Genomic DNA, 23,208 nt, shown 5'->3' on the forward strand with positions numbered 1-23,208 from the left:
TGACCAGTGCATCGAGAACAATAATGATGTCCGCCGCATCTGAGCGTTTCGTCCCCGCCCCGGGCCTTGGCAACCCACACCTGCAGACTTTGTGGGGTCCGCTATGGCGCAAGACCACACACATCGAGCGCCAACGCGAGCGCCTGTGGCTGGAAGACGGTGATTTCCTCGACCTTGACTGGCACGGCCCCCACAGCGCCGAGGCACCACTGGTGCTGGTGCTTCACGGGCTGACCGGCTCTTCCAACTCACCTTACGTGGCCGGACTGCAACAGGCTCTCGGTCGCCAGGGTTGGGCCAGTGCGGCCTTGAACTGGCGTGGCTGCTCGGGTGAGCCGAACCTGCTGCCCCGCAGCTATCACTCGGGCGTCAGCGAAGACCTCGCCGCCGCCATCACCCACTTGCGCGCCCGACGCCCCCTGGCACCGCTGTTTGCGGTGGGGTATTCACTGGGCGGCAATGTGCTGCTCAAGCATTTGGGGGAAACCGGCCGCGACAGCCAGCTGCAAGGGGCGGTGGCGGTCTCGGTGCCGTTTCGCCTCGACCAGTGTGCCGACCGCATCGGCCAAGGATTCTCCAGGTTCTACCAGGCGCATTTCATGCGCCAGCTCGTGGCCTATGTGCGCAACAAGCAACGTCAGTTCCAGCACGACGGACGCCACGAAGGCCTGGCGACCCTGGCGGCGCTTGGCCCGTTGGAAAACATGCGCACCTTCTGGGACTTTGACGGCCGGGTGACGGCGCCACTGCACGGGTTCTCCGATGCCGCGGATTACTACCGCCGTGCCTCCAGCCGTTATTTCATGGCGGGCATCTGCACGCCGACCCTGGTCATCCAGGCCGCCGACGATCCTTTTGTGTTCCCTCACAGCCTGCCAGAACCGGACGAATTATCCGCCTCGACCCGGATTGAACTGCACGCCCGGGGCGGGCATGTAGGGTTTGTCGACGGAACCCTGCGGCGCCCGGGGTATTACCTGGAGCGGCGGATTCCGACATGGCTGGCCCATCTGGGTCGAGACTGAACCGTGGCTTGGTTTTCTGTGGCGAGGGAGCTTGCTCCCGCTTGAGTGCGCAGCACTCACCTGAGGGGGGCCGCTTCGCAGCCCAGCGGGAGCAAGCTCCCTCGCCACACAAAAGCGCCCTGGCCAATCACATCACTCGCCCTTCGCCACGCCCCGCTGGGGATCATTGATCCACTCGCTCCACGAGCCCGCGTACAACCGCCCCAAGGGATACCCGGCCAGGCACAAGGCAAACAGGTTATGACACGCCGTCACGCCGGAGCCGCAATAGGCCACCAGGTCGGTGGGCGAGCGCTCGTCCAGTTTTTCGGCGAAGCGCTGCTTGAGCTGGTCGGCCGGCAGGAAGCGCCCATCGGCGCCCAGGTTATCGGTAAACGCCGCGCACTGGGCGCCCGGGATATGCCCGGCTATCGGGTCGATGGGCTCGACTTCACCTTTGAATCGCGGCAACGCCCGGGCATCCAGCAGGGTCATGTCCGGTTGGCCGAGGCGTTGTTGCAGCGCTTGGGCGCTGAGCACCAAGCTCGCGTCCGGTGCCCCGCTGAAGTTCCCGCGACTGTTCTTCGGCGGATCCAGGCTCAAGGGCAAGCCGGCGGCATGCCAGGCTTTGAGCCCGCCGTCGAGGATGTACACGCCATCGCGCTTGCCCAGCCAGGCCAGCAACCACCAGCCCCGCGCGGCATAGGCACCGGGACCGTCGTCGTACAGCACGACATCACTGTCGTTATCGATTCCCCAGGCCTTGAGGCGCTCGATCAAGGCCCCCGGCTCCGGCAGCGGATGACGCCCGGTCACGCCTTTGGTCACCGCCCCGCTCAGGTCGCGCTCAAGGTCTGCGAACGACGCACCGGCGATGTGGCCCTCGGCGTAACTGCGTTGGCCATAATCCGGGTCTTCCAGGGCAAAACGGCAATCGAGGATGACCAGCCCTGGCTGTGATCGCCGCTCTTCGAGGGCTTGAGGGCTGATGAGTTGCGCAATGGGCATGGTGAACTCCTGTGGCTAAGTTGGGGGTCGATCCTACTGCCCTTCCTCCAGGGTCTGGGCCAGGGGGACGTAATACTCTTTGAACAGTGCATCCACCTCATCGCGGGCCTGATCGGTCACGAAACCGGCCTCCAACACCAGTACCTGGTACACGCCACGCTTGATGGCCTGCTCGCTCAGGTGGCTGAAGTTTTCCCGCGTGGTGCACAGGAACCGCACCCAGGACGTGAGGATGATCCAGGCATTGAGGGTCAGGGACTCGATCTGCACCCGGTCCATCTTCAGGATGCCGGCGGCAACGAAACCTTCATAAATAGCGGTGCCGTGGATCAGGCTGCGCTGGGAAAACCGTCGATAGCGCGCCGCCAGGTCCGGATCGCTGTCAAGCAGATGTTCCAGGTCCCGGTGCAGAAAACGGTAGCGCCACATGGCCGCCAGCAGCTCCTGCAAATAGAAGCGCTTGTCCTCCACCGTGGCCGCACGGCCCTGGGGCGGGCGCAGGAAGCTGTCCACCAGGTTCTCATATTCACTGAACAGCACGGCGATGATCGCCTGCTTGTTGGGGAAGTGGTAATAGAGGTTGCCTGGGGACATGTCCATGTGGGCGGCAATGTGGTTGGTGCTGACGCTGCGCTCGCCTTGCTGGTTGAACAGCTCGAGGCTGTTTTGCACGATGCGCTCGCTGGTTTTCATTCGTGGGGCCATGGTTTGGGCTTTAATTCGACGAAGGCATTGATCGGCATCTTACGACCTATCGGTCACAGGAAAAACCCATCGCCGTTACGGATGCCATTGACTTTCTAGAGTATAAGCTCTAGAAAACACCCACTCTAATAATATCCGGTGCCCGACGATGCCTGCCGACGTTGCCTACCTGCACGAGTCTCAACAACAACTGGACGAGCTGCGGTCGCTCTTCGATGCCCAGCGCCAGGCCTACGCCGCCCATCCAATGCCACCGGCCGAACAGCGCCGACAATGGCTCAAGGCACTGCGCGAGGTATTGAGCAACGAACGACAAGCCGTGATCGACGCCATCAGCCAGGATTTCAGCCACCGCAGCGCCGACGAAACACTGCTGGCCGAACTGATGCCGAGCCTGCACGGTATCCATTACTCCAGCCGACATCTCCAGGGTTGGATGAAACCCTCCCGGCGCAAGGTGGGCATGGCCTTTCAACCGGCATCGGCCAAAGTGATCTATCAGCCGTTGGGCGTGGTCGGCGTCATCGTGCCATGGAACTACCCACTGTTCCTGGCCATCGGGCCGCTGGTAGGGGCATTGGCTGCGGGCAACCGGGTGATGCTCAAGCTCAGCGAATCGACACCGGCGACCGGCTTGCTGCTCAAGCAATTGCTGGCCCGGGTCTTCCCCCAGGACCTGGTCTGCGTGGTGCTTGGCGAGGCGGAAATCGGCATGGCGTTTTCCAAGCTGCCCTTCGATCACCTGTTGTTCACCGGCGCCACCAGCATCGGCAAGCATGTCATGCGGGCCGCTGCCGAAAACCTGACCCCGGTCACTCTGGAGCTGGGTGGGAAATCGCCGGCCATCGTGTCGGTCGATGTCCCCATCAAGGATGCCGCCGAACGCATTGCCTTCGGCAAAACCCTGAATGCCGGGCAAACCTGTGTCGCCCCGGACTACGTGTTGGTACCGCAGAATCGCGTCGGCGAGTTCGTTGAGGCCTATCGCGAGGCGGTACGCGGGTTTTATCCGACCCTGGCGAACAACCCGGACTACACAGCAATCATCAACGAACGACAGCTGGCGCGACTCAACGGCTACATCAGCGACGCCACCAGCAAGGGCGCGCTGCTGATCGAACTGTTCGACCAGGGCCAAGACCGCCGCATGGCCCACAGCCTGCTGCTCAATGTCAGCGACGAGATGACCGTCATGCAGGACGAGATCTTCGGCCCGCTGCTGCCCATCGTGCCCTATGACAATCTGAGCCAGGCGCTTGCCTACATCAATCAGCGCCCCCGCCCACTGGCGCTCTACTACTTTGGCTACAACAAGGCCGAACAGAACCGTGTACTCCATGAAACCCATTCCGGCGGTGTCTGCCTGAACGACACGCTGCTGCACGTCGCCCAGGACGACTTGCCGTTCGGCGGCATCGGGCCCTCGGGAATGGGGCATTACCACGGACATGAGGGTTTCCTGACCTTCAGCAAGGCCAAGGGCGTGCTGACCAAACAGCGATTCAACGCCGCGAAGCTGATTTATCCGCCCTACGGCAAGCCTTTGCAGAAACTGATCCAGAAGCTGTTTGTCCGCTGACGCGCCTCTTCCCGGGTAATAACAATAATGAACCCAAGCCTCACCGATACACCCGCGCTGTCACGGCGCGGCCTGCTGAAGTTCAGCCTCGGCGCCAGCGCCTTCCTGGCCACCGTCGGCCTGGGCGCCAGCTTGAGCGGTTGTTCGCCCAGCCAACCGAGCAACGGCCTGGCGGCCCTGCGCGACAGCGACCTGCCATTTTTACGCAGCGTCATCCCCGTGATGCTGGACGGCGCAGTGGCCGCCGGACAGATTAGCACCGCCACGGACGCGACCCTGCGAAGCCTGGACAGCAGCCTGGCCCACCTGTCCCCCACCATGCTCAAACTCACGCGCCAACTGTTCGACGTGCTCACGCTGGGGATTACCCACGGGCCGCTGACCGGGGTCTGGGGCTCGTGGGAAAACGCCAGTGCCGATGACATCCACCAGTTCCTCGGGCGGTGGGAAAACAGTTCGCTGGATCTGCTGCGTCAAGGCCATAGCTCGTTGCTGCAACTGGTGATGATGGCCTGGTACACCCAATCCGAAGCCTGGGCGCACTGCGGGTATCCAGGACCGCCCAAGATTTGAAAGCCAGGCCCAACTCCTGTGGGAGCAAGCCCACTCCCACAGGGTTCTTCATCGTCCATCCATAATAATAAGAGAACCCTGCACATGCCCGTACCCGATCCCTTCCGCGAAGGCCTGGCCCGTGGCTGGACCACCTACAACGGTGCGCAACTGACCCAGGACCTGACCCTGGAAGCGGACGTGGCCATCGTCGGCAGCGGTGCTGGCGGCGGCACCACGGCCGAAATCCTCAGCGCCGCCGGCTACCGCGTGTTGCTGATCGAGGAAGGTCCGCTCAAGACCAGTCATGACTTCACGCTGCTCGAAGACCAGGCCTACAGCAGCCTGTATCAGGAAGGCCTGGGGCGCATGAGCAAGGACGGCGCCATCACCATTCTCCAGGGCCGGGCCGTCGGTGGCACGACGCTGATCAATTGGACCTCCAGCTTCCGCACGCCTGACCAGACCCTCGACCACTGGGCTGCCGAGCACAACGTAAAAGGCCACGGCCGCGCTGAAATGGCGCCCTGGTTTACGCAGATGGAACAACGCCTGGGCGTGGCGCCGTGGCTGATTCCGCCCAATGCCAACAACGACGTGATCCGCAAAGGTTGTGAACAATTGGGCTACGCCTGGCACGTTATCCCGCGCAACGTACGCGGCTGCTGGAACCTGGGCTATTGCGGCATGGGCTGCCCGACCAACGCCAAGCAGTCGATGCTGGTCACCACCATCCCGGCCACGCTGGACAAGGGCGGCGCGCTGCTTTATCTGGCGCGGGCCGAGCGTCTGACGCTCAAAAACGATGCCGTCATCGGCCTCGAGTGCCAAGCCATGGACGAGCGTTGCGTGGCACCGACAGGGCGGCGCATCACCGTCAAGGCGCGGCACTATGTGTTGGCGGGCGGCGGCATCAACAGCCCAGGCCTGCTGCTGCGCTCCGATGCGCCGGATCCACATCGACGCCTGGGCAAACGCACCTTCCTGCATCTGGTGAACATGTCCGCCGGGCAGTTCGACGAGGTCATCAACCCATTCTACGGCGCGCCGCAATCGATTTATTCGGATCATTTCCAATGGCAGGACGGCACCACCGGCAAAATGTCCTACAAGCTTGAAGTCCCGCCCTTGCACCCGGCCCTGGCCGCGACGCTATTGGGCGGGTTCGGTCCCGAGAACGCCTTGCACATGTCCCGACTGCCCCATACCCACGCCATGTTGGCACTGTTGCGCGACGGCTTTCATCCGGACAGCCCCGGCGGCAGCGTCGAATTGCGCAGCGACGGCACGCCCGTGCTCGATTATCCCGTTACGCCGTATGCCTGGGATGGCTTGCGCCGGGCCTTCCACAGCATGGCCGAGATCCAGTTTGCCGGCGGCGCCAAGGCGGTCATGCCCTTGCACAGCGATGCCCGCTACGTTAAGACCCTGGCCGAAGCCCGCACACTGATCGACGGACTCGACCTGGCTTTGTACCGCACACGCCTGGGCAGCGCCCACGTGATGGGCGGTTGCGCCATGGGGGAAGACCCGAAAACCGCTGTCACCGACAGCCTTGGCCGCCATCACCAACTGGGCAACCTGTCGATCCATGACGGCTCGCTGTTCCCCACCAGCATCGGCGCCAACCCGCAATTATCGGTGTATGGGCTGACCGCGCAATTAGCGACGGCCCTGGCCGAACGCCTGAAAAACCCATGAACCATTTATTGAAAAAAACAACGAACCCGTGGCGAGGGAGCTTGCTCCCGCTGGGCTGCGCAGCAGACCCATTTTGTGAGCGCTTCGCGCTCAAACGGGAGCAAGCTCCCTCGCCACGGGCTTACCGAACATCTGAATATCCGGATTATTCGCACCGTCTATAGTGCTTTCTTACGCAACAGCCGACTTGGCCGACCGAGAAGGCTGCGATACCATCCGACTCCCCAACGGACTCCCGCCAGGACGACGCGATGAACCGAGTGTTGTACCCAGGTACCTTCGACCCTATTACCAAGGGCCATGGCGATCTGGTCGAACGCGCCGCGCGCCTGTTCGACCACGTGATCATTGCCGTCGCCGCCAGCCCGAAGAAAAACCCGCTGTTCCCGCTGGAACAACGTGTGGAACTGGCCCGCGAGGTCACCAAGCACCTGCCCAACGTGGAAGTGGTCGGCTTCTCGACGCTTTTGGCGCACTTTGCCAAGGAAAAGAACGCCAATGTGTTCCTGCGCGGCCTGCGGGCGGTCTCGGACTTCGAGTACGAGTTCCAACTGGCCAACATGAACCGCCAACTGGCACCGGACGTCGAGAGCCTGTTCCTGACGCCGTCGGAGCGTTATTCCTTCATTTCCTCGACCCTGGTCCGGGAAATCGCGGCGTTGGGCGGTGATATCACCAAGTTCGTCCACCCGGCCGTGGCCGATGCGCTAACCCTGCGCTTCAAGAAATAACTCGCGGGCTGCGACCCGCTGCGCAGCCCGGCACAGCGCAGTCCATCGCGCCCGCGTGCACTGCGCTCGCCAATGCGGCACAATTGCGCCCATACGTTTTTCATATGCCCGGGCCCAACGCCCCGGCAGGAGCCCGCATGTCCCTGATCATCACCGACGACTGCATCAATTGCGACGTCTGCGAACCCGAATGCCCGAACGAGGCCATTTCCCAAGGCGAAGAGATCTACGTCATCGACCCGAACTTGTGCACCCAGTGTGTCGGCCATTACGACGAACCCCAGTGCCAACAGGTCTGCCCGGTGGATTGCATCCCCCTGGACGAGGCTCATCCGGAAACTGAAGAACAGTTGATGGCGAAATATCGCAAGATTACTGGCAAAGCTTGAGCCAGAAGCCTCTGTAGCGTTTGTGCGGGCCTCTTCGCGAGCAAGCCCGCTCCCACAGAGATCGGCTATGTCCACAGAATGTGTATCTTAAGCAAATCCCTTGTGGGAGCGGGCTTGCTCGCGAAGGGGCCATCAGCAGCACCAAGACTCAGTTGCCGGCCTCACTCCTGCCGCTCAAACCCCTCCCCCACACACCCCAGGCATCGCACGAACGTGGCCCTGGCCGGGTCCACCACCAACGCCTTCCCCGCATCGCCGACCCCGCCGCCCAGCGCGGTAAAGGGCAACGACACCACGAATGCCCCGGCGCCAATCACCGTGGCGGCGAGCAGCAGCGGACGAGCAATCAGCAGGTCGCCGAGCATGGCGAAGGCCGGCGGGTTCTGGATGGTGTAGCGCGGATCGCCGCTGCCTTCGCTTGCCAGGGCAGGCAAACCGACACTCAGCAGCAGCGCTAAAACGACAGGTCGAAGCAGTTTCATCGGGCGATCCTTCGGCTAAATCAATACTACTGACTATAGACCGTAGGACAAATCAGCTCTGACAGCGTGGACACCAGACGCTGGCGCGCTGGCCCAGGCGGATTTCCCGCAGCCCCGTGCCGCAGACTTTGCACAGCTCCCCGCCCCGGCCGTAGACGAACAGTTCCTGCTGGAAATAGCCGGGTTGGCCATCCCCGCCGATAAAGTCCCGCAGCGTGGTGCCACCGCGCTCGATGGCATGGGCGAGGATGCGCTTGATCTCGATCGCCAGCTTCAGGTAACGCGCCCGGGAAATGCCTCCGGCGGCCCGGCGCGGGTCGATGCCGGCGGCGAACAGGGCCTCGGTCGCGTAGATATTGCCCACCCCCACCACCACCGCGTTGTCCATGATGAACGGCTTGACCGCCATGGACCGCCCCCGCGAGAGCTGGAACAATCGTTCGCCATCGAACAGCTCGGTCAACGGCTCGGGACCAAGACGAATCAACAACTCGTGATTGAACGGGTCAAGGCTCCAGAGCATCGCGCCAAAGCGGCGAGGGTCGGTGTAGCGCAAGGCCAGGCCGGATTCCAGCTCGATGTCGACGTGCTCGTGCTTGGCGGCCGGCATGCCGACTTCCACCAAGCGCAGGTTGCCGGACATGCCCAGGTGGCTGATCAACGTGCCGACCTCGGCATTGATCAACAGGTACTTGGCCCGCCGCTCCACCTGCACGATGCGCTGGCCCGAAAGGCGCACGTCGAGATCTTCCGGGATCGGCCAGCGCAGGCGGCGGTCGCGGACCACCACGCGGCTGACCCGCTGGCCTTCAAGATGGGGCGCGATGCCGCGACGGGTGGTTTCGACTTCCGGCAGTTCTGGCATGAGGCTCTCGAATCAGGCGAAGCCCCGCACTCAACGAGTGGCGAGGTCGCGAATTTCCTGTTTCTGGGTCTGGAAGTCGTATTCCGACAACCCGATGTAATCGAGCACAAGGCTCCCGACGCAATCCCACTCGTGGTCTTCGGCCTGATTGCCGAGCACCCGGTGGGACGCACAGATGTTCTCGGACATCTTCAGGATCGCCAGCAGATTCTTCAACTGGCTGTTATTGCGTGAAGACTCGTCGCTGAAAATCGCCAGGGCATTGTGGTGGTTGGCGATGGCCTGGCTGACGTGATCCGGCAGGCGCCAGGATTTGGAAGTGTAGTAACCGACCACCGCATGGTTGGTGTTGAACTCACGATTCTCGGTGTCCACTACCCGGCACTCGGCGCTGGCATTGGCGTAGGCCTCTTCCAGCACGCCCATGTAGCTGGGGAACTGCTTGAGCATCAACGGCACCCCGCAATCGTGGAACAACCCCAGCGCATAGGCTTCGTCACCGTTCTCCAGGCCGACGCGCTTGGCCAGGGTCAGGCAAGTCATCGCCACATCCTGGGCGGTATCCCAGAAGCGGTTCAGGGTCACGATGGCGTCGTCGTGCAGCTCGCCCTTGATCGACTGCGCATTGATCAGGTTGATGATCGAACGGCTGCCCAGCAGATTCACCGCTCGCTGGATCGAGGTGATCTTGTTGCGCAGGCCGTAATACGGCGAGTTGACGATCTTGAGCAAGGCCCCGGAAAGACCCGGATCGTGGGAGATCAGCTTGGCGATGGTCTCCAGGTCCGGATCGGGCATGTACTGCTCCATCTGCAGATCCACCATGATCTGCGGCTGGGGCGGCACGCTGATGCCTTGCAAGGACTGTTGGATTTGTTCGGCGGAAAGTTCTTTGGACATGAGTACACACTCCGGTGTCAGGCGGGGATTCTAACCCTTAAAGATGGATCCGATACACCGCCGGGTAGATCGGCGGAACTTTCCTTCAGGCATTGGCTTCGGACCTTACAGGGCCGACAGCCAAGCCTGCATAAGGCTTGAGTCGGCAACCCAGCCACTCAGCTTGAGGAGATTTTTCATGCCTGGCTCCCTGAACAACAAACGTGTCGCCATCCTCGTGACCGACGGTTTTGAACAGGCCGAACTGACCGGCCCCCAACAGGCGCTGGAACAGGCCGGCGTCAAAGTTGACATCGTTTCGGCCCGCGAAGGCCAGGTCAAAGGCTGGAACCATGACCAGCCGGCCGACGACTTTCGGATCGACCTGACCTTCAAGGCGGCCAATGTCGAACAGTACGACGCCGTGGTGCTGCCCGGTGGCGTGCAGAACTCCGACACCATCCGCATCGACACCGATGCCCAGAAACTGGTCAAGGGCTTCGAGGCGGCGGGCAAGCCCATTGCGGTGATTTGCCATGGCGGCTGGTTGCTGGTGTCGAGCGGGCTGGTCAAGGGCAAGACCATGACCAGCTACAAGACCCTCAAGGATGACCTGGTCAACGCCGGCGCGAACTGGGTCGATAAGGAAGTGGTCAAGGACGGCACGTTGATCAGCAGCCGTCAGCCCGATGACATTCCGGCGTTCAACCGCGAGTTGATCAGCGCGTTGTCCGACTGAAACCTGCCCGATACCGTGGTGAGGGAGCCCGCTTCCTCACCACATGTCCACCACCAGCCCCGCCACGGTTGCAACACGGTATACTCCCGCTCTTTTTTCCGGAGCGACGTCATGTCCCTGCCTAGCCTGCGCCTCAAAGCCAACGCCGACCGTCGCCTGCGCGCCGGCCACCTGTGGGTCTACAGCAACGAAATCGATGTAGCCGCCACCCCGCTGCACGGCTTCAAGGCCGGTGACCAGGCCATCCTCGAAGCCGCCGGCGGCAAGCCGCTGGGCATCGTTGCGATGAGCCCCAACAACCTGATCTGCGCCCGGCTGTTGTCCCGCGACGTGAAGCTGCCGCTGGACAAATCCCTGCTGGTGCACCGCCTCAACGTGGCGTTGTCCCTGCGCGAGCGGCTGTTCGACAAGCCGTTCTATCGCCTGGTCTACGGTGATTCCGACCTGTTGCCAGGCCTGGTGGTCGACCGTTTCGGCGACATCCTGGTGGTGCAGATCGCCTCTGCCACCATGGAAGCCCACAAGGACGACGTGATCGCCGCCCTGACCCAGGTGCTCAAGCCCAGCGGCATCCTGTTCAAGAACGACTCCGCAGCCCGTGACGCCGAAGGCCTGAACCGCTACGTCGAGACCGTGTTCGGCCTGGTGCCGGAGTGGGTCGCCCTGGAAGAGAACGGCGTGAAGTTCGAAGCGCCGGTCATGGAAGGCCAGAAAACCGGCTGGTTCTACGACCACCGCATGAACCGCGCACGCCTGGCCCCGTACGCCAAGGGCAAGCGCGTCCTGGACCTGTTCAGCTACATCGGCGGCTGGGGCGTGCAAGCCGCAGCGTTCGGCGCCAGTGAAGTGTTCTGCGTCGATGCTTCGGCCTTTGCCCTCGACGGTGTCGAGCGCAACGCCGCGCTGAACGGCTTCGCCGAGAAGCTGACCTGCATCGAAGGCGACGTGTTCGAAGCCCTGAAGGAGCTCAAGGCCAGCGAAGAACGCTTCGACGTGATCGTGGCCGACCCACCCGCTTTCATCAAGCGCAAGAAAGACCTGAAAAACGGTGAGGGCGCCTATCGCCGCCTCAACGAACAAGCCATGCGCCTGCTCAGCAAGGACGGCATCCTGGTCAGCGCATCGTGCTCGATGCACCTGCCCGAAGACGACCTGCAAAACATCCTGCTGACCAGCGCTCGTCACCTGGACCGCAACATTCAACTGCTCGAACGCGGCGGCCAGGGGCCGGACCATCCGGTACACCCGGCCATTGCCGAAACCCGCTACATCAAGAGCATCACCTGCCGGCTGTTGCCCAACAGCTGAGGCCAGGCGGGGCCAGTGCCGTAGCGCTGTGCCCCGCGCACTCCAATTGCATTCTGACCGCAACCTTGGCTGCGTTTTTTTGCGTGCCTGAATAAGTCCCTGGCGCAAAAGTCAATAAGTAGCAAACGTCTGTAGGAGTCCCCCCACGTCATTACCAGAACCTTCCTACTCAATCTCCCCCTCGCCTGGCTGGCATGACGCATTAGGATTGAAAGCGACCCTCAGGTACGTCCTGGAACTGTTCGATGACTGATCCGCAAAACCACCTGGCCGCCCGCAAACCCGCCACCGTCGGCCTATTACTGACCCTGACACTGCTCGGGGTCTTTCCAATCGACGTCGTGCTGCCTTCGTTCCCCGCTCTGTCCGAGCAGTTCGAACGTCCATCGTCGGACATTGCCCTGTCTGTCAGCCTGTTCGCGGTGGGCATCGCCCTTTCGCAACTGCTGGTTGGCCCACTCTCCGACGTCATGGGGCGAAAGAACCTGCTGTTGATCGGGATCAGCGTTTCAGCGGTCGGGGCAACAGGTTGCGTGCTCGCCGATGGCTACTGGTCCTTTCTGTTCTTCCGCGTCGTCCAGGCCTTGGGCTGCGGTTGTTTCGTGCTGTCCCAGGCGTTGATACAGGACTTGTTCACAGGCCGGGAGCAGCAGCGACTGCGTATATTCCTGGTCACCTGCGGCGGCATTTTCATTTCCGTTTCGCCCCTGGCCGGCACCGGACTACAAAGCTGGATGGGCTGGCGCGGCAGCTTCCTGGTGTTCGTGGTCCTGGCGGTCGGCGTGTTTGTGGGCGCCAGCCTGTTACTCAAACCTTCCCCCGCGGGTCGCCCACGCCAGCGCCTGGACTTCATTGCGTCTTATCGAAAGGTCTGTGGCGACTTCAGCTTCATGACCTATTGGTTGACATCGGCACTGGCCTTTTCCTGCCACTTTTCGTTTATCGTCATTTCGCCGCTGCTGCTCATCGATCAGTTACAACTCTCGCCCGAGGCCTTTTCGTGGGCACTGCTGGGCTACGGACTGGCTTATATCGGCGGCGGAGCGGTGGCGACCGTGCTGAGCAATCGAATCGCCCCCCAGACGCAAATCATCACAGGCCTTGGCCTGATCCTGGCGGCGGGGATCCTGATGCTTGGGCTCTCCAGCCAATTGGGCTTGTCGGTCACCACCCTGCTGCTGCCCATGATCGTGTGCACCGCCGGAACGACCATTGCCCGGGCGGCGGCCCATACCCTGGCAATGAACAGATTCCCGGAGCAAGCCGGTACGTCCGCCTCGGCCGGTAGCGTGCTGATCTTCATCGTCGGCGGCCTGACCAGTGCTGCGATCAGCCTCACCCCGCTGGACAGGCAGATGACGCTGGCCCTGTGCCTGATGCTGCTCAGCGCCCTGGGGCTGGGGCTCAATAGCCTGGCCCGGCACCGTCACAGGGCGCTGTTGGCCGGCTGAGCGTTGCCAGTCGTCATCTCAAGCGCGACATTGGCGCCCGATCAGCGCTTTGCGTCATTTCATCCTGGCGCCAGCGGTGTAGAATCGCGACATTCATCGCCATTCATCCCCGGCGGGTTTATGAGCTCATGCTGAGGCGCGCAGCGATCCTGCAAAGTCATCGGCCACTTCCGGACACTCGGCCAATCCCCGGTGTTCCAGAACGTCAACAGAAGCTCACTTCCCCTTTGATATCTGATTAGCCGCCCGGAGTGCTCCATGCCTGATTACCGCTCGAAAACATCCACCCATGGCCGCAACATGGCCGGCGCCCGTGCCTTGTGGCGCGCCACGGGGATGAAGGATGACGACTTCAAGAAGCCGATCATCGCCATTGCCAACTCCTTCACCCAGTTCGTACCGGGTCACGTGCATCTCAAGGACCTGGGTCAGTTGGTCGCCCGGGAAATCGAACGCGTGGGCGGCGTTGCCAAGGAATTCAATACCATCGCCGTGGACGACGGCATCGCCATGGGCCATGACGGCATGCTCTATTCGCTGCCCAGCCGCGAGATCATCGCCGACTCCGTCGAATACATGGTCAACGCCCACTGCGCCGACGCCATCGTGTGCATTTCCAACTGCGACAAGATCACCCCGGGCATGCTCATGGCCGCCCTGCGCCTGAACATCCCGGTGATCTTCGTCTCCGGCGGCCCGATGGAAGCCGGCAAGACCAAGCTTGCCAGCCACGGCCTCGACCTGGTCGACGCCATGGTGATCGCCGCCGACTCCAGCGCCTCCGACGAGAAGGTTGCCGAGTACGAGCGCAGCGCCTGCCCGACCTGCGGTTCGTGCTCCGGCATGTTCACCGCCAACTCGATGAACTGCCTCACCGAAGCCTTGGGCCTGGCCTTGCCAGGTAACGGCTCCACCCTGGCCACCCACAGCGACCGCGAACAGCTGTTCCTGCAGGCCGGCCGCACCATCGTCGAGCTGTGCAAGCGCTACTACGGTGAGAACGACGAGTCGGTGTTGCCGCGCAACATCGCCAACTTCAAGGCGTTCGAAAACGCCATGACCCTGGACATCGCCATGGGCGGTTCCACCAACACCATCCTGCACTTGCTGGCCGCTGCCCAGGAAGCCGAGATCGATTTCGACCTGCGCGACATCGACCGCCTGTCCCGTCATGTGCCGCAACTGTGCAAAGTCGCGCCGAACATCCAGAAGTACCACATGGAAGACGTGCACCGCGCCGGCGGGATCTTCAGCATCCTCGGCTCCCTGGCCCGTGGCGGCCTGTTGCACACCGACCTGCCGACCGTGCACAGCAAGAGCATGGCCGAGGCCATCGCCAAGTGGGACATCACCCAGACCACCGACGAGGCCGTGCACCACTTCTTCAAGGCCGGCCCGGCGGGCATTCCGACGCAAACCGCGTTCAGCCAGTCGACCCGTTGGGAGACCCTGGACGACGACCGTGAAAACGGCTGCATCCGCAGCGTCGAGCACGCGTATTCCAAGGAAGGCGGCCTGGCCGTGCTCTACGGCAACATCGCCCTGGATGGCTGCGTGGTGAAAACCGCCGGTGTCGACGAGTCGATCCATGTGTTCGAAGGCAACGCGAAGATTTTCGAAAGCCAGGACAGCGCGGTGCGCGGCATCCTCGCTGACGAAGTGAAGGCCGGTGACATCGTGATCATTCGCTACGAAGGTCCGAAAGGCGGCCCGGGCATGCAGGAAATGCTCTACCCAACCTCCTACCTGAAGTCCAAGGGCCTGGGCAAAGCCTGCGCCTTGCTGACCGATGGCCGGTTCTCCGGCGGCACCTCGGGCCTGTCCATCGGCCACGCTTCGCCGGAGGCTGCGGCGGGCGGCGCCATCGGTCTGGTGCGCGACGGCGACAAGGTCCTGATCGACATTCCGAACCGCTCGATCAACCTGTTGATCAGCGACGAAGAGCTGGCCGGGCGCCGCGTCGAACAGGACAACAAAGGCTGGAAACCGGTGGAAGTGCGTCCACGCAAAGTCACCACGGCCCTCAAGGCCTACGCCCTGCTCGCCACCAGCGCCGACAAGGGCGCGGTGCGTAACAAGGCGATGCTCGACGGCTTGTAAGCGTCGTTAGTCGCAATAAAAAATGCCCCGCCAAGTGCGGGGCTTTTTTTGGGCGCCTGTTCGGACTCTGGAACCACATGATTCCCCGTGGCGAGGGAGCTTGCTCCCGCTCGGCTGCGAAGCAGTCGTAAACCGGCAGGTGCGGTGTGTCTGATACTCCGCATTTGGAGGTTTTGGGGCTGCTACGCAGCCCAGCGGGAGCAAGCTCCCTCGCCACAAAGGCAATACCTTGCCTCTTTGATGCCGTGTTACTGGATATCTTCCGGCTTGACGATCACCCAGTTCTTGTCCGCTGTCACCGGCAGTCCTTCCTTGGCCTGGGCGGCAGCGTGCTTGGCCATCATGCCGTTAATCTGGGTCATGTATTTGTCCTTGCGGTTGACCCACAGGTGGATGCCGCCCTTGGCTACGTCCACATCGTGGAACAACATGTAGCCGTCACTGCTCGGCGTGTCGCCAGCGACCAGCACCGGTTTTTTCCATTCGTCGATGTACGTCAGGATCGCCGCGTGCTTGCCGGCCATCCAGGTCGCCGGGGTCCACAGGTAAGGCGTGTACTCCAGGCCGAGGTTGGCCTTCTCATCATATTTGCCGGCGGTGATCTGCTTGCGCGCGGTGGTCAGCTCGCCAGTCTTGCGGTCCTTGAGCAGCGTGGTCACGCCGATGACGTTCTGCGGCTTGAGGTTGTAGCCGTACTTCGGATCGGAGGCGACCATGCGCACCAACTCTTCGGAAGCGGCGGTCATGACATAGACCTCGATGCCGTTTTCCATCAGCTTGTTGTACAGCTCGGCCTGGCCGGTGAAGACTTTCGGCGGGTTGACGTTGTACTGGACCACCTTGTCGCCATCGTAATAGGTGGTCGGCACCGGTTTACCGGACGCCATCAGCTCGTCGACATAGCCCTTGAGTTCCTTGAGGGTGAAGCCGGAGAACACCTGGGCCACCCATGGGTAGCAGACCATGTCATCCACTTCGCACAGGCGGTAGTAATAGCTGAACAGGCTTTCCTTGTGATCGGCGGTGTCCTTGAACGGCATCAGCTTCAAGGACGGGTCCAGGCTTTCCCGGGTGATGAGGCCCTTGTTCTCCATGAACGGCAGCAACGACTCTTCCAGATCGTAGCGGTAACTGGTGTTGTCCATGTCGAACACCGCGTAGTTACCCTTGTTGGCGTTGGCCGCGATCATCGTCTCCAGAGCCTTGGCTTGTTCCGCCGGCCAGTGTTTGAGATCGGTGGCCAATGCCTGGCCGGCGAGACCAAGGCTCAAGGCGACAGCGAGAAAACGAGGTGCGAGTTTCATCGGCATTTCTCCCGGGTTCAAAAGAACTCGACGCTAACAAATGCTTGTGACAGTCCTCGCCTACCCGCGACCGCCTGCGTCTTGATTGCGCCAGCGACATATCCGTAAACGTCGCTGCCTTATTCCATAAACGACAATCTACATGCGTTTTTAGTATTAATTCATTAGTTATCAGGCTGTTAGGCTTCCCGGCTCACAGTCGCGGCTTCGGGCGACTGGCACGCCTTGTCGGAGTCTTTTTGATGAATCTGCCGCTGACCCTCAATCTTCTGGTGTTCCTCGCCTTGCTGTTCGGCCTGGCACAAACCCGTCACCGCACCTGGAGCCTGGCCAGGAAAGTGCTGCTGGCACTGGTACTGGGCGTGGCGTTCGGTCTCGCCCTGCACACGATTTATGGCGCCGGCAACCCGGTGCTCAAGGCCTCGATCGGCTGGTTCGACCTGGTGGGCAACGGCTACGTGCAGTTGCTGCAAATGATCGTTATCCCGCTGGTCTTCGCCTCGATCCTCAGCGCCGTGGCCCGCCTGCATAACGCCTCGTCCCTGGGCAAGATCAGCTTCCTGACCATCGGCGCGCTGCTGCTGACCACCGCCATCGCCGCGCTGATCGGTATTGGCCTGACCAACCTGTTCGGCCTGACCGCCGAAGGCCTGGTGGCCGGCCCCCAGGAACTGGCGCGCCTGCAAGTGATCCAGAGCGACTACGCCGGCAAGGTCGCCGACCTGAATGTCCCGCAATTGCTGCTTTCGTTCATTCCGCAAAACCCCTTTGCCGACCTGGCCCGGGCCAAGCCGACCTCGATCATCAGCGTGGTGATCTTCGCCGCGTTCCTCGGGGTCGCGGCGCTGCAGTTGCTCAAGGACGACGTGGAGAAAGGCCAGAAAGTGATCAACGCCATCGACACCCTGCAAAGCTGGGTGACGCGCCTGGTGCGCCTGGTGATGAAGCTGACGCCGTACGGTGTGCTGGCGCTGATGACCAAGGTGGTGGCCGGTTCCAACCTGCAGGACATCATCAAGCTCGGCAGTTTTGTCGTGGTGTCGTACCTGGGGCTGGGCCTGATGTTCGTGGTCCATGGCCTGCTGGTGTCTGCTGCCGGGATCAACCCGTTGCGCTTTTTCCGCAAGATCTGGCCGGTGCTGACCTTCGCCTTCACCAGCCGCTCAAGCGCGGCCACCATCCCGTTGAGCATTGAAGCCCAGACCAGCCGCCTCGGCATTCCACGGACGATCGCCAGCTTCAGCGCCTCGTTCGGCGCCACCATCGGCCAGAACGGTTGTGCCGGCCTTTATCCGGCCATGCTGGCGGTGATGGTCGCGCCGACTGTGGGCATCAACCCGCTGGATCCGGTGTGGATCGCGACGCTGGTGGCGATCGTGACGTTGAGTTCGGCCGGGGTGGCCGGGGTCGGTGGCGGCGCGACGTTCGCCGCGCTGATCGTGCTACCGGCCATGGGGTTGCCGGTCGCGCTAGTGGCGTTGCTGATTTCCGTCGAACCGCTGATCGACATGGGCCGTACGGCGTTGAACGTCAGCGGCTCGATCACCGCCGGGGCGATTACCAGCCAGGTGATGCAGCAGACTGACAAGGCGTTGCTCGATGCCGAGGCGCATGGGGAGTTGGTACACGCTTGATGGGGGGCACCTGATCGATTGATCGTTCCCACGCTACGTGGGAACGATCTACGCTTGTCTCAACGTTTCTCCCACACCTCGAAGCTGTAGGCCGGCTTGTCCCCTTCAGCCGGGTTCGGCTGGTTCGAGACCAACGTCCACTGGCTCGAATCGAATTCCGGAAACCACGCATCCCCCTCCGGGCTCAAGGCCACGCGGGTCAGGTACAGCCGATCCGCCTGCGCCAGCGCCTGGGCGTACAGTTGCGCGCCGCCAATCAACATCAGCTCATCGACGCCCTGTTCCATTGCCCACGCCTCGGCCCGCGCCACCGCCGCCTCCAGCGTGGAAAAAACCTCCGCGCCTTCCAGCACCAGGCCCGGCTGACGGCTGACCACGATGTTCAGGCGTCCCGGCAGCGGTCGACCGAGGGAATCCCAGGTCTTGCGTCCCATGATGATCGGCTTGCCCAGGGTGGTGGCCTTGAAGTATTTGAAATCCCCGGGCAGGTGCCAGGGCATGCTGTTGTCGACGCCGATCACACGGTTTTCACCGAGGGCTGCGATCAGGCTTAGGGGGAGAGTTTTGTTCATGGCGGCGAGGATACCAGAGGCTCGGCGTACCCCGACAGGCTTCACAGCGGTTATGCTCAACCCTCATTCGAGCAACGGAAACCCTCGTGACAGTACTGCAGAACCTCTGGTTGACCGAGACGATACGCCTGCGTGAAGAACACGCCGGCCCGCTCGAGGACCAGGAAGCCAATCGCCTGGCCCGTGCGGCCGGCGGCGACTTAGCCACTCGCATCCACCACCGCGCCCGCTGGCTGGCCGAGCGCGATGGCCTCACCGAGGCCCTGCGCCATTGGTTGCAAGGGGCGCGCCTGGCGCTGATCGCATTGGCGCTGATCGCCATCATCAGCGGCGCCGGACTGGGGTTTGCCGCACTCGGCGACGGGCAGGCACCGGTCAATGTGTTCTGGGCCTTGGGCAGCCTGTTAGGGCTGAACCTGATCCTGCTCATCAGCTGGGCACTGGGCCTGATATTCGCTGGCGAGCAAGGTGCCACGCTGGGACGCCTGTGGTTGTGGCTCAGCGAAAAACTCGCCCGCGATGCCAAGGCCGCCCAACTGGCGCCGGCCCTGCTGCTGTTGCTGCAACGGCACAAGCTCAATCGCTGGGCTCTTGGCGTGTTGGTCAATAGCCTGTGGCTGCTGGCGATGCTCAGCGCGCTGGTCATCGTACTGATGTTGATGGCGACCCGGCGCTACGGCTTCGTCTGGGAAACCACCCTCCTCGGCGGCGAGACCTTCGTCGCCATGACCCAGGCCCTCGGTGCGCTGCCCGCCCTACTGGGTTTCAGCGTGCCGACGGTGGAAATGATCCGCGCCAGTGGCGATGCCGCCCTGAACATCGAAAGTGCGCGCCAGGCCTGGGCTGCCTGGCTGGTCGGTGTGCTGCTGGTCTATGGCCTGCTGCCGCGCTTGTGCCTGGCACTGTTGTGCCTGTGGCGCTGGCGGCTCGGTCGCGCCACGCTGCGCCTGGACCTGAACCTGCCGGGCTACGCCCAATTGCGTGAACGGCTGATGCCCAGCAGCGAGCGACTGGGCGTCAACGACGCCGCCCCCGCGCAATTGCATCCCATCGAAAATGCTGTCAGTGCAATAAACAGCGACGGCGCGCTGCTGGTGGCAATCGAGTTGGACGATCGGCCCTGGCCGCCCAAGCTGCCCGAAACCGTGAAAAGCGCCGGCATTCTCGACAGCCGCGAGTCGCGCCACAAACTTCTCGAACAATTGTCGCGCTTTGCGCCGGCGCGCCTGGCAATTGCCTGCGACCCACGCCGTTCGCCGGACCGCGGCAGCCTGGCGCTGATCGCCGAGCTGGCCCGCAGTGCCGGCGCCACCCGCGTCTGGCTGTTGCAGGCGCCGCCTGGCGAAGCGCTGGACGCCGAGCGCCTGGGCGACTGGCACACCGCACTGCAACAGTTGCAGTTGCCCTTCGCCGACTGCATGCCCTTGAACTGGCTGGAGACCGGCCATGACTGAACCCATGAAGCCGCTGAAGCTGGCGGTGGTCGGCCACACCAACGTGGGCAAGACCTCGCTGCTGCGCACCTTGACCCGCGACGTCGGCTTCGGCGAAGTGTCCCATCGCCCGAGCACCACCCGCCATGTCGAAGGTGCGCGCCTGTCGGTGGACGGCGAAGCGCTGCTGGAACTGTACGACACGCCGGGCCTGGAAGACGCCATCGCCCTGCTCGATTACCTCGAGCGCCTGGAGCGTCCTGGCGAACGCCTCGATGGCCCGGCGCGCCTGGCCCGCTTTCTCGAGGGCAGCGAGGCGCGGCAACGCTTCGAACAAGAAGCCAAAGTGCTGCGACAACTGCTCGCCAGCGACGCCGGGCTTTATGTGATCGACGCCCGGGAGCCGGTGCTGGCCAAGTACCGCGATGAATTGGAAGTCCTCGCCAGTTGTGGCAAGCCGCTGCTGCCGGTGTTGAATTTCGTCAGCAGCGCCCACCATCGCGAGCCCGACTGGCGCGAAGCGCTGGCGCGCTTGGGGCTGCACGCCCTGGTGCGTTTTGACAGTGTGGCTCCGCCCGAGGACGGCGAGCGACGCCTGTATGAGAGCCTCGCGCTGTTGCTGGAAAGCGCCCGTGGGCAACTGGAACGCCTGGTCGCCGATCAACAGGTCCAACGCCTGGCCCGCCAGCAGAGCGCGGCGCGCTTGATCGCCGAACTGCTGATCGACTGCGCCGCCTGCCGACGCAGCGTCGCCAGCGACGCCGAACTGGAACGCGAGGCCATCAGTGAACTGCGCAAAGCGGTGCGTCAGCGCGAGCAGCGCTGCGTCGAGGCCCTGCTCAAGCTTTACGCTTTTCGTCCCCAGGACGCCGCTGCCAGCGATCTGCCGCTGCTCGACGGGCGCTGGGGCGATGACCTGTTCAACCCCGAGACTCTCAAGCAACTGGGCGTACGCGTCGGCGGTGGGATCGCGGCGGGTGCGGCGGCCGGGGCTGGCGTGGATTTGCTGGTGGGCGGCCTGACCCTTGGCGCCGCCGCCCTGGCCGGGGCCATTGTCGGCGGCACCCTGCAAACCGCCCGCAGCTATGGCAACCGGCTGATGGGCAAGCTCAAGGGGCAACGGGAATTGACCGTGGACGACAGCGTGCTGCGCCTGTTGGCCCTGCGCCAACGCCAACTGCTGCAAGCCCTCGACCAGCGCGGCCATGCGGCGATGGACAGCATCCGCATCGCCACACCCCAGGACAAGACCTGGCGCGAGGGCAAGCTGCCCGACGCCTTGAACAAGGCGCGGGCGCATCCGCAGTGGTCGTCGCTGAACCCTCAACCGCGATTGAGCCAGGCAGAACGCCAGGAACTGATTGAGCAGTTGGCTGAGCAGCTCTAGACACCTCCTGCCTGAACCGTGGATAGGGTGGCCACCGTTTGTGGCGAGGGGATTTATCCCCGCTGGGGTGCGAAGCAGCCCCAAAACCTGACACCTCGGTTCCTCAGATTAATAGCGCTCAACCATTTTGGGGGCGCTTCGCACCCCAGCGGGGATAAATCCCCTCGCCACAAAAGGCTGCGCCGACAATCGTCAGCCGTCGATCAAGGCCTTGAGGGCCGCCGCCGCTTCAGGCAATTCCAGCTCGCTGAACACTTGCACGCCATGGCGCTTGAGCAGCGCCGCCGTCACGCCTTCGCCGCTGACCTTCACACCGCTGAACGTCCCGTCATAGGTCAACAGGTTGCCGCACGACGGGCTGTTGGCCTTGAGCACGGCGATGCGGATGCCGTGTTCGCGCACCAACGCCAGCGCTTGATGCGCACCGGACAAAAACTGCGCACTCACATTTTCGCCGTCGGTGGTGATGACCAGTGCCTGGCCGTCGAGCACTTGCCCGCCCTGCCCGCCAGGAATCTCCGCCGCCGCCCGAGGCGTAGGCAAACCGCCGGCGACTTCCGGGCACAGCGCCACGATCCGGCCTTCGTCGAGCCATTGCTGCAATTGATCGAACGGCCCACTGGCGCCGCCGTCGTAGCGCACGCGATGCCCGAGCAGGCAGCGACTGACCAGGATCTTTTCCATCTTCAGAACAACTCGTTGCCGCGACGGCGGAACCAACCGGTCAAGGACAGGCGATCACGCGTGGCCGGCAGTACTTCATGGGGAATGTCCCCCGACAGGAACACCACCAGGCAACCGCCGATGGGCACCACGTCCTGTTCCAGGCTTTCGTCCAGGTACATGCGCAACTGGCCGCCGTGTTCCGGCAACCAGTCGTCATTGAGGTAAAGCACCGCCGACACTGTCCGTCGGTCGTCATCGCGGAAGCGGTCGACGTGCTTGAGGTAGAACGCGCCAGGCGGATAGAGGGCGAAGTGGCTTTCGAAGTCTTCCAGGCCCAGGAACAACCCGCGATTCATCGCCTCGCGCAGGCTGTCCATCAGCGCCAGGTAATGGTCGCAGGCTTGCGCCTGGCCGGGTTCGATCCACTGAATGTGATCACCCCGGATCCCTTCGCGGATCTCCGAGAACGGCCCGCGCCCGACCGCTGCCGGGGCCAGTTCGCCCTCGGCGGCACGCTGGCGGCATTCGGCCGCCAGGGCGCGGGTCAGCGCCTCCGGCAGGAAGAGGTCCTGCTGCGACCAGCCGCGCTCGGCCAGGTCGTCGACGATACGTAACAGCAGCGGGTGATCAGAAGGTATTTGCATGGCGCGCATAGTATGCCTGTGCCTGTAAAACCAACAGCGACGCTCGGCAGGTTTTTTGCCGCCAGATAGCACCGT

General features: G+C 63.0%; 22 protein-coding genes. 13 read left to right on the forward strand and 9 right to left on the reverse strand.

Annotation, left to right across the window (positions count from 1 at the left end):
• The first annotated feature begins 26 nt into the window (after positions 1-26).
• The gene (locus tag BM300_RS19650; RefSeq protein ID WP_092221582.1) at positions 27-1,025 is read left to right on the forward strand and encodes a hydrolase; all 999 of its coding nucleotides are present in this window, start codon (positions 27-29) and stop codon (positions 1,023-1,025) included.
• Positions 1,026-1,157: 132 nt separating this feature from the next.
• Here BM300_RS19650 and BM300_RS19655 read toward each other — a convergent pair whose 3' ends face one another.
• Together BM300_RS19655 and BM300_RS19660 are read right to left on the reverse strand one after the other, a co-directional pair.
• The gene (locus BM300_RS19655) at positions 1,158-2,012 is read right to left on the reverse strand and encodes a sulfurtransferase (RefSeq protein ID WP_092463709.1); all 855 of its coding nucleotides are present in this window, start codon (positions 2,010-2,012) and stop codon (positions 1,158-1,160) included.
• Positions 2,013-2,045: 33 nt separating this feature from the next.
• Positions 2,046-2,717, reverse strand: a complete 672-nt coding sequence (locus BM300_RS19660) for a TetR/AcrR family transcriptional regulator (protein ID WP_092463712.1) — start codon at positions 2,715-2,717, stop codon at positions 2,046-2,048.
• 148 nt (positions 2,718-2,865) lie between these two features.
• Here BM300_RS19660 and BM300_RS19665 point away from each other — a divergent pair, with 148 nt between their 5' ends.
• The 5 genes from BM300_RS19665 to BM300_RS19685 all read left to right on the forward strand — a co-directional run bounded on the left by BM300_RS19665 (position 2,866) and on the right by BM300_RS19685 (position 7,669).
• Entirely contained in the window at positions 2,866-4,296 is a 1,431-nt protein-coding gene (locus tag BM300_RS19665; RefSeq protein ID WP_092463715.1) for a coniferyl aldehyde dehydrogenase, read from the forward strand.
• A gap of 27 nt (positions 4,297-4,323) precedes the next feature.
• Positions 4,324-4,869 (forward strand): twin-arginine translocation pathway signal protein, encoded by a 546-nt coding sequence (locus BM300_RS19670; RefSeq protein ID WP_092463717.1) that lies wholly within the window; start codon positions 4,324-4,326, stop codon positions 4,867-4,869.
• An 84-nt stretch (positions 4,870-4,953) separates the two neighbouring features.
• The gene (locus tag BM300_RS19675; RefSeq protein WP_072346177.1) at positions 4,954-6,549 is read left to right on the forward strand and encodes a GMC family oxidoreductase; all 1,596 of its coding nucleotides are present in this window, start codon (positions 4,954-4,956) and stop codon (positions 6,547-6,549) included.
• 251 nt (positions 6,550-6,800) lie between these two features.
• A complete protein-coding gene (coaD, locus tag BM300_RS19680; protein ID WP_003177462.1) occupies positions 6,801-7,280 on the forward strand; it encodes a pantetheine-phosphate adenylyltransferase in 480 nt (159 codons plus the stop codon).
• Positions 7,281-7,417: 137 nt separating this feature from the next.
• Positions 7,418-7,669 (forward strand): YfhL family 4Fe-4S dicluster ferredoxin, encoded by a 252-nt coding sequence (locus BM300_RS19685; protein WP_003206534.1) that lies wholly within the window; start codon positions 7,418-7,420, stop codon positions 7,667-7,669.
• Positions 7,670-7,830: 161 nt separating this feature from the next.
• Here BM300_RS19685 and BM300_RS19690 read toward each other — a convergent pair whose 3' ends face one another.
• The 3 genes from BM300_RS19690 to BM300_RS19700 are packed head-to-tail and all read right to left on the reverse strand — an operon-like array spanning position 7,831 to position 9,862.
• The gene (locus tag BM300_RS19690) at positions 7,831-8,151 is read right to left on the reverse strand and encodes a multidrug transporter (protein WP_092150036.1); all 321 of its coding nucleotides are present in this window, start codon (positions 8,149-8,151) and stop codon (positions 7,831-7,833) included.
• Positions 8,152-8,203: 52 nt separating this feature from the next.
• Entirely contained in the window at positions 8,204-9,016 is an 813-nt protein-coding gene (gene mutM / locus BM300_RS19695) for a bifunctional DNA-formamidopyrimidine glycosylase/DNA-(apurinic or apyrimidinic site) lyase (RefSeq protein WP_072346173.1), read from the reverse strand.
• Positions 9,017-9,046: 30 nt separating this feature from the next.
• A complete protein-coding gene (locus BM300_RS19700) occupies positions 9,047-9,862 on the reverse strand; it encodes an HDOD domain-containing protein (RefSeq protein WP_170845996.1) in 816 nt (271 codons plus the stop codon).
• 232 nt (positions 9,863-10,094) lie between these two features.
• Here BM300_RS19700 and BM300_RS19705 point away from each other — a divergent pair, with 232 nt between their 5' ends.
• The 4 genes from BM300_RS19705 to ilvD all read left to right on the forward strand — a co-directional run bounded on the left by BM300_RS19705 (position 10,095) and on the right by ilvD (position 15,493).
• Positions 10,095-10,634: a type 1 glutamine amidotransferase domain-containing protein gene (locus tag BM300_RS19705; protein WP_092463720.1), complete on the forward strand. Its 540-nt coding sequence runs from the start codon at positions 10,095-10,097 to the stop codon at positions 10,632-10,634.
• A 111-nt stretch (positions 10,635-10,745) separates the two neighbouring features.
• Positions 10,746-11,942 (forward strand): class I SAM-dependent rRNA methyltransferase, encoded by a 1,197-nt coding sequence (locus BM300_RS19710; protein ID WP_003206543.1) that lies wholly within the window; start codon positions 10,746-10,748, stop codon positions 11,940-11,942.
• Between the two features lie 245 nt (positions 11,943-12,187).
• Positions 12,188-13,393, forward strand: coding sequence for an MFS transporter (locus BM300_RS19715; RefSeq protein ID WP_092463723.1), 1,206 nt, complete (start codon positions 12,188-12,190; stop codon positions 13,391-13,393).
• Positions 13,394-13,651: 258 nt separating this feature from the next.
• On the forward strand, positions 13,652-15,493 hold the full coding sequence (gene ilvD / locus BM300_RS19720; protein WP_092150030.1) for a dihydroxy-acid dehydratase: 1,842 nt from the start codon (positions 13,652-13,654) through the stop codon (positions 15,491-15,493).
• A gap of 248 nt (positions 15,494-15,741) precedes the next feature.
• Here the strand turns inward: ilvD and BM300_RS19730 are convergent, their stop codons facing one another.
• Positions 15,742-16,797: an HAD family hydrolase gene (locus tag BM300_RS19730; RefSeq protein ID WP_092150027.1), complete on the reverse strand. Its 1,056-nt coding sequence runs from the start codon at positions 16,795-16,797 to the stop codon at positions 15,742-15,744.
• A 242-nt stretch (positions 16,798-17,039) separates the two neighbouring features.
• Here BM300_RS19730 and BM300_RS19735 point away from each other — a divergent pair, with 242 nt between their 5' ends.
• Complete coding sequence (locus BM300_RS19735) at positions 17,040-18,431, forward strand: L-cystine transporter (RefSeq protein WP_092463726.1); 1,392 nt, start codon at positions 17,040-17,042, stop codon at positions 18,429-18,431.
• A 59-nt stretch (positions 18,432-18,490) separates the two neighbouring features.
• On the opposite strand, the gene BM300_RS19740 is transcribed toward BM300_RS19735, so the two are convergent.
• Positions 18,491-19,003 carry a dihydrofolate reductase gene (locus tag BM300_RS19740; protein ID WP_092150021.1) on the reverse strand — a complete coding sequence of 171 codons (513 nt, stop codon included), beginning with the start codon at positions 19,001-19,003 and terminating at the stop codon, positions 18,491-18,493.
• A gap of 86 nt (positions 19,004-19,089) precedes the next feature.
• Here BM300_RS19740 and BM300_RS19745 point away from each other — a divergent pair, with 86 nt between their 5' ends.
• Both BM300_RS19745 and BM300_RS19750 read left to right on the forward strand, forming a co-directional pair.
• Positions 19,090-20,457: a DUF2868 domain-containing protein gene (locus BM300_RS19745; protein ID WP_092463729.1), complete on the forward strand. Its 1,368-nt coding sequence runs from the start codon at positions 19,090-19,092 to the stop codon at positions 20,455-20,457.
• Positions 20,450-21,823, forward strand: coding sequence for a GTPase/DUF3482 domain-containing protein (locus BM300_RS19750; RefSeq protein WP_063323937.1), 1,374 nt, complete (start codon positions 20,450-20,452; stop codon positions 21,821-21,823). The genes BM300_RS19745 and BM300_RS19750 overlap by 8 nt, the downstream gene beginning before the upstream one ends.
• Before the next feature lie 192 nt (positions 21,824-22,015).
• Here the strand turns inward: BM300_RS19750 and BM300_RS19755 are convergent, their stop codons facing one another.
• Both BM300_RS19755 and BM300_RS19760 read right to left on the reverse strand, forming a co-directional pair.
• Positions 22,016-22,507: a 2-thiouracil desulfurase family protein gene (locus BM300_RS19755; RefSeq protein ID WP_092463732.1), complete on the reverse strand. Its 492-nt coding sequence runs from the start codon at positions 22,505-22,507 to the stop codon at positions 22,016-22,018.
• 2 nt (positions 22,508-22,509) lie between these two features.
• On the reverse strand, positions 22,510-23,142 hold the full coding sequence (locus BM300_RS19760) for a 2OG-Fe(II) oxygenase (protein ID WP_072349205.1): 633 nt from the start codon (positions 23,140-23,142) through the stop codon (positions 22,510-22,512).
• Positions 23,143-23,208 lie beyond the last annotated feature (66 nt).

This window comes from Pseudomonas sp. NFACC46-3, assembly GCF_900114515.1.
GTDB lineage: Bacteria > Pseudomonadota > Gammaproteobacteria > Pseudomonadales > Pseudomonadaceae > Aquipseudomonas > Aquipseudomonas fluorescens_Q.

Coding starts and splice junctions, on each gene's coding strand:
- BM300_RS19715 (WP_092463723.1), top strand. CDS start 12,188: ATGACTGATCCGCAAAACCACCTGGCCGCCCGCAAACCCGCCACCGTC.
- BM300_RS19730 (WP_092150027.1), bottom strand. CDS start 16,797: ATGAAACTCGCACCTCGTTTTCTCGCTGTCGCCTTGAGCCTTGGTCTC.
- BM300_RS19660 (WP_092463712.1), bottom strand. CDS start 2,717: ATGGCCCCACGAATGAAAACCAGCGAGCGCATCGTGCAAAACAGCCTC.
- BM300_RS19755 (WP_092463732.1), bottom strand. CDS start 22,507: ATGGAAAAGATCCTGGTCAGTCGCTGCCTGCTCGGGCATCGCGTGCGC.
- coaD (WP_003177462.1), top strand. CDS start 6,801: ATGAACCGAGTGTTGTACCCAGGTACCTTCGACCCTATTACCAAGGGC.
- BM300_RS19760 (WP_072349205.1), bottom strand. CDS start 23,142: ATGCGCGCCATGCAAATACCTTCTGATCACCCGCTGCTGTTACGTATC.
- BM300_RS19650 (WP_092221582.1), top strand. CDS start 27: ATGTCCGCCGCATCTGAGCGTTTCGTCCCCGCCCCGGGCCTTGGCAAC.
- ilvD (WP_092150030.1), top strand. CDS start 13,652: ATGCCTGATTACCGCTCGAAAACATCCACCCATGGCCGCAACATGGCC.
- BM300_RS19690 (WP_092150036.1), bottom strand. CDS start 8,151: ATGAAACTGCTTCGACCTGTCGTTTTAGCGCTGCTGCTGAGTGTCGGT.
- BM300_RS19740 (WP_092150021.1), bottom strand. CDS start 19,003: ATGAACAAAACTCTCCCCCTAAGCCTGATCGCAGCCCTCGGTGAAAAC.
- BM300_RS19735 (WP_092463726.1), top strand. CDS start 17,040: ATGAATCTGCCGCTGACCCTCAATCTTCTGGTGTTCCTCGCCTTGCTG.
- BM300_RS19685 (WP_003206534.1), top strand. CDS start 7,418: ATGTCCCTGATCATCACCGACGACTGCATCAATTGCGACGTCTGCGAA.
- BM300_RS19675 (WP_072346177.1), top strand. CDS start 4,954: ATGCCCGTACCCGATCCCTTCCGCGAAGGCCTGGCCCGTGGCTGGACC.
- BM300_RS19710 (WP_003206543.1), top strand. CDS start 10,746: ATGTCCCTGCCTAGCCTGCGCCTCAAAGCCAACGCCGACCGTCGCCTG.
- BM300_RS19750 (WP_063323937.1), top strand. CDS start 20,450: ATGACTGAACCCATGAAGCCGCTGAAGCTGGCGGTGGTCGGCCACACC.
- BM300_RS19665 (WP_092463715.1), top strand. CDS start 2,866: ATGCCTGCCGACGTTGCCTACCTGCACGAGTCTCAACAACAACTGGAC.
- BM300_RS19655 (WP_092463709.1), bottom strand. CDS start 2,012: ATGCCCATTGCGCAACTCATCAGCCCTCAAGCCCTCGAAGAGCGGCGA.
- BM300_RS19705 (WP_092463720.1), top strand. CDS start 10,095: ATGCCTGGCTCCCTGAACAACAAACGTGTCGCCATCCTCGTGACCGAC.
- BM300_RS19670 (WP_092463717.1), top strand. CDS start 4,324: ATGAACCCAAGCCTCACCGATACACCCGCGCTGTCACGGCGCGGCCTG.
- mutM (WP_072346173.1), bottom strand. CDS start 9,016: ATGCCAGAACTGCCGGAAGTCGAAACCACCCGTCGCGGCATCGCGCCC.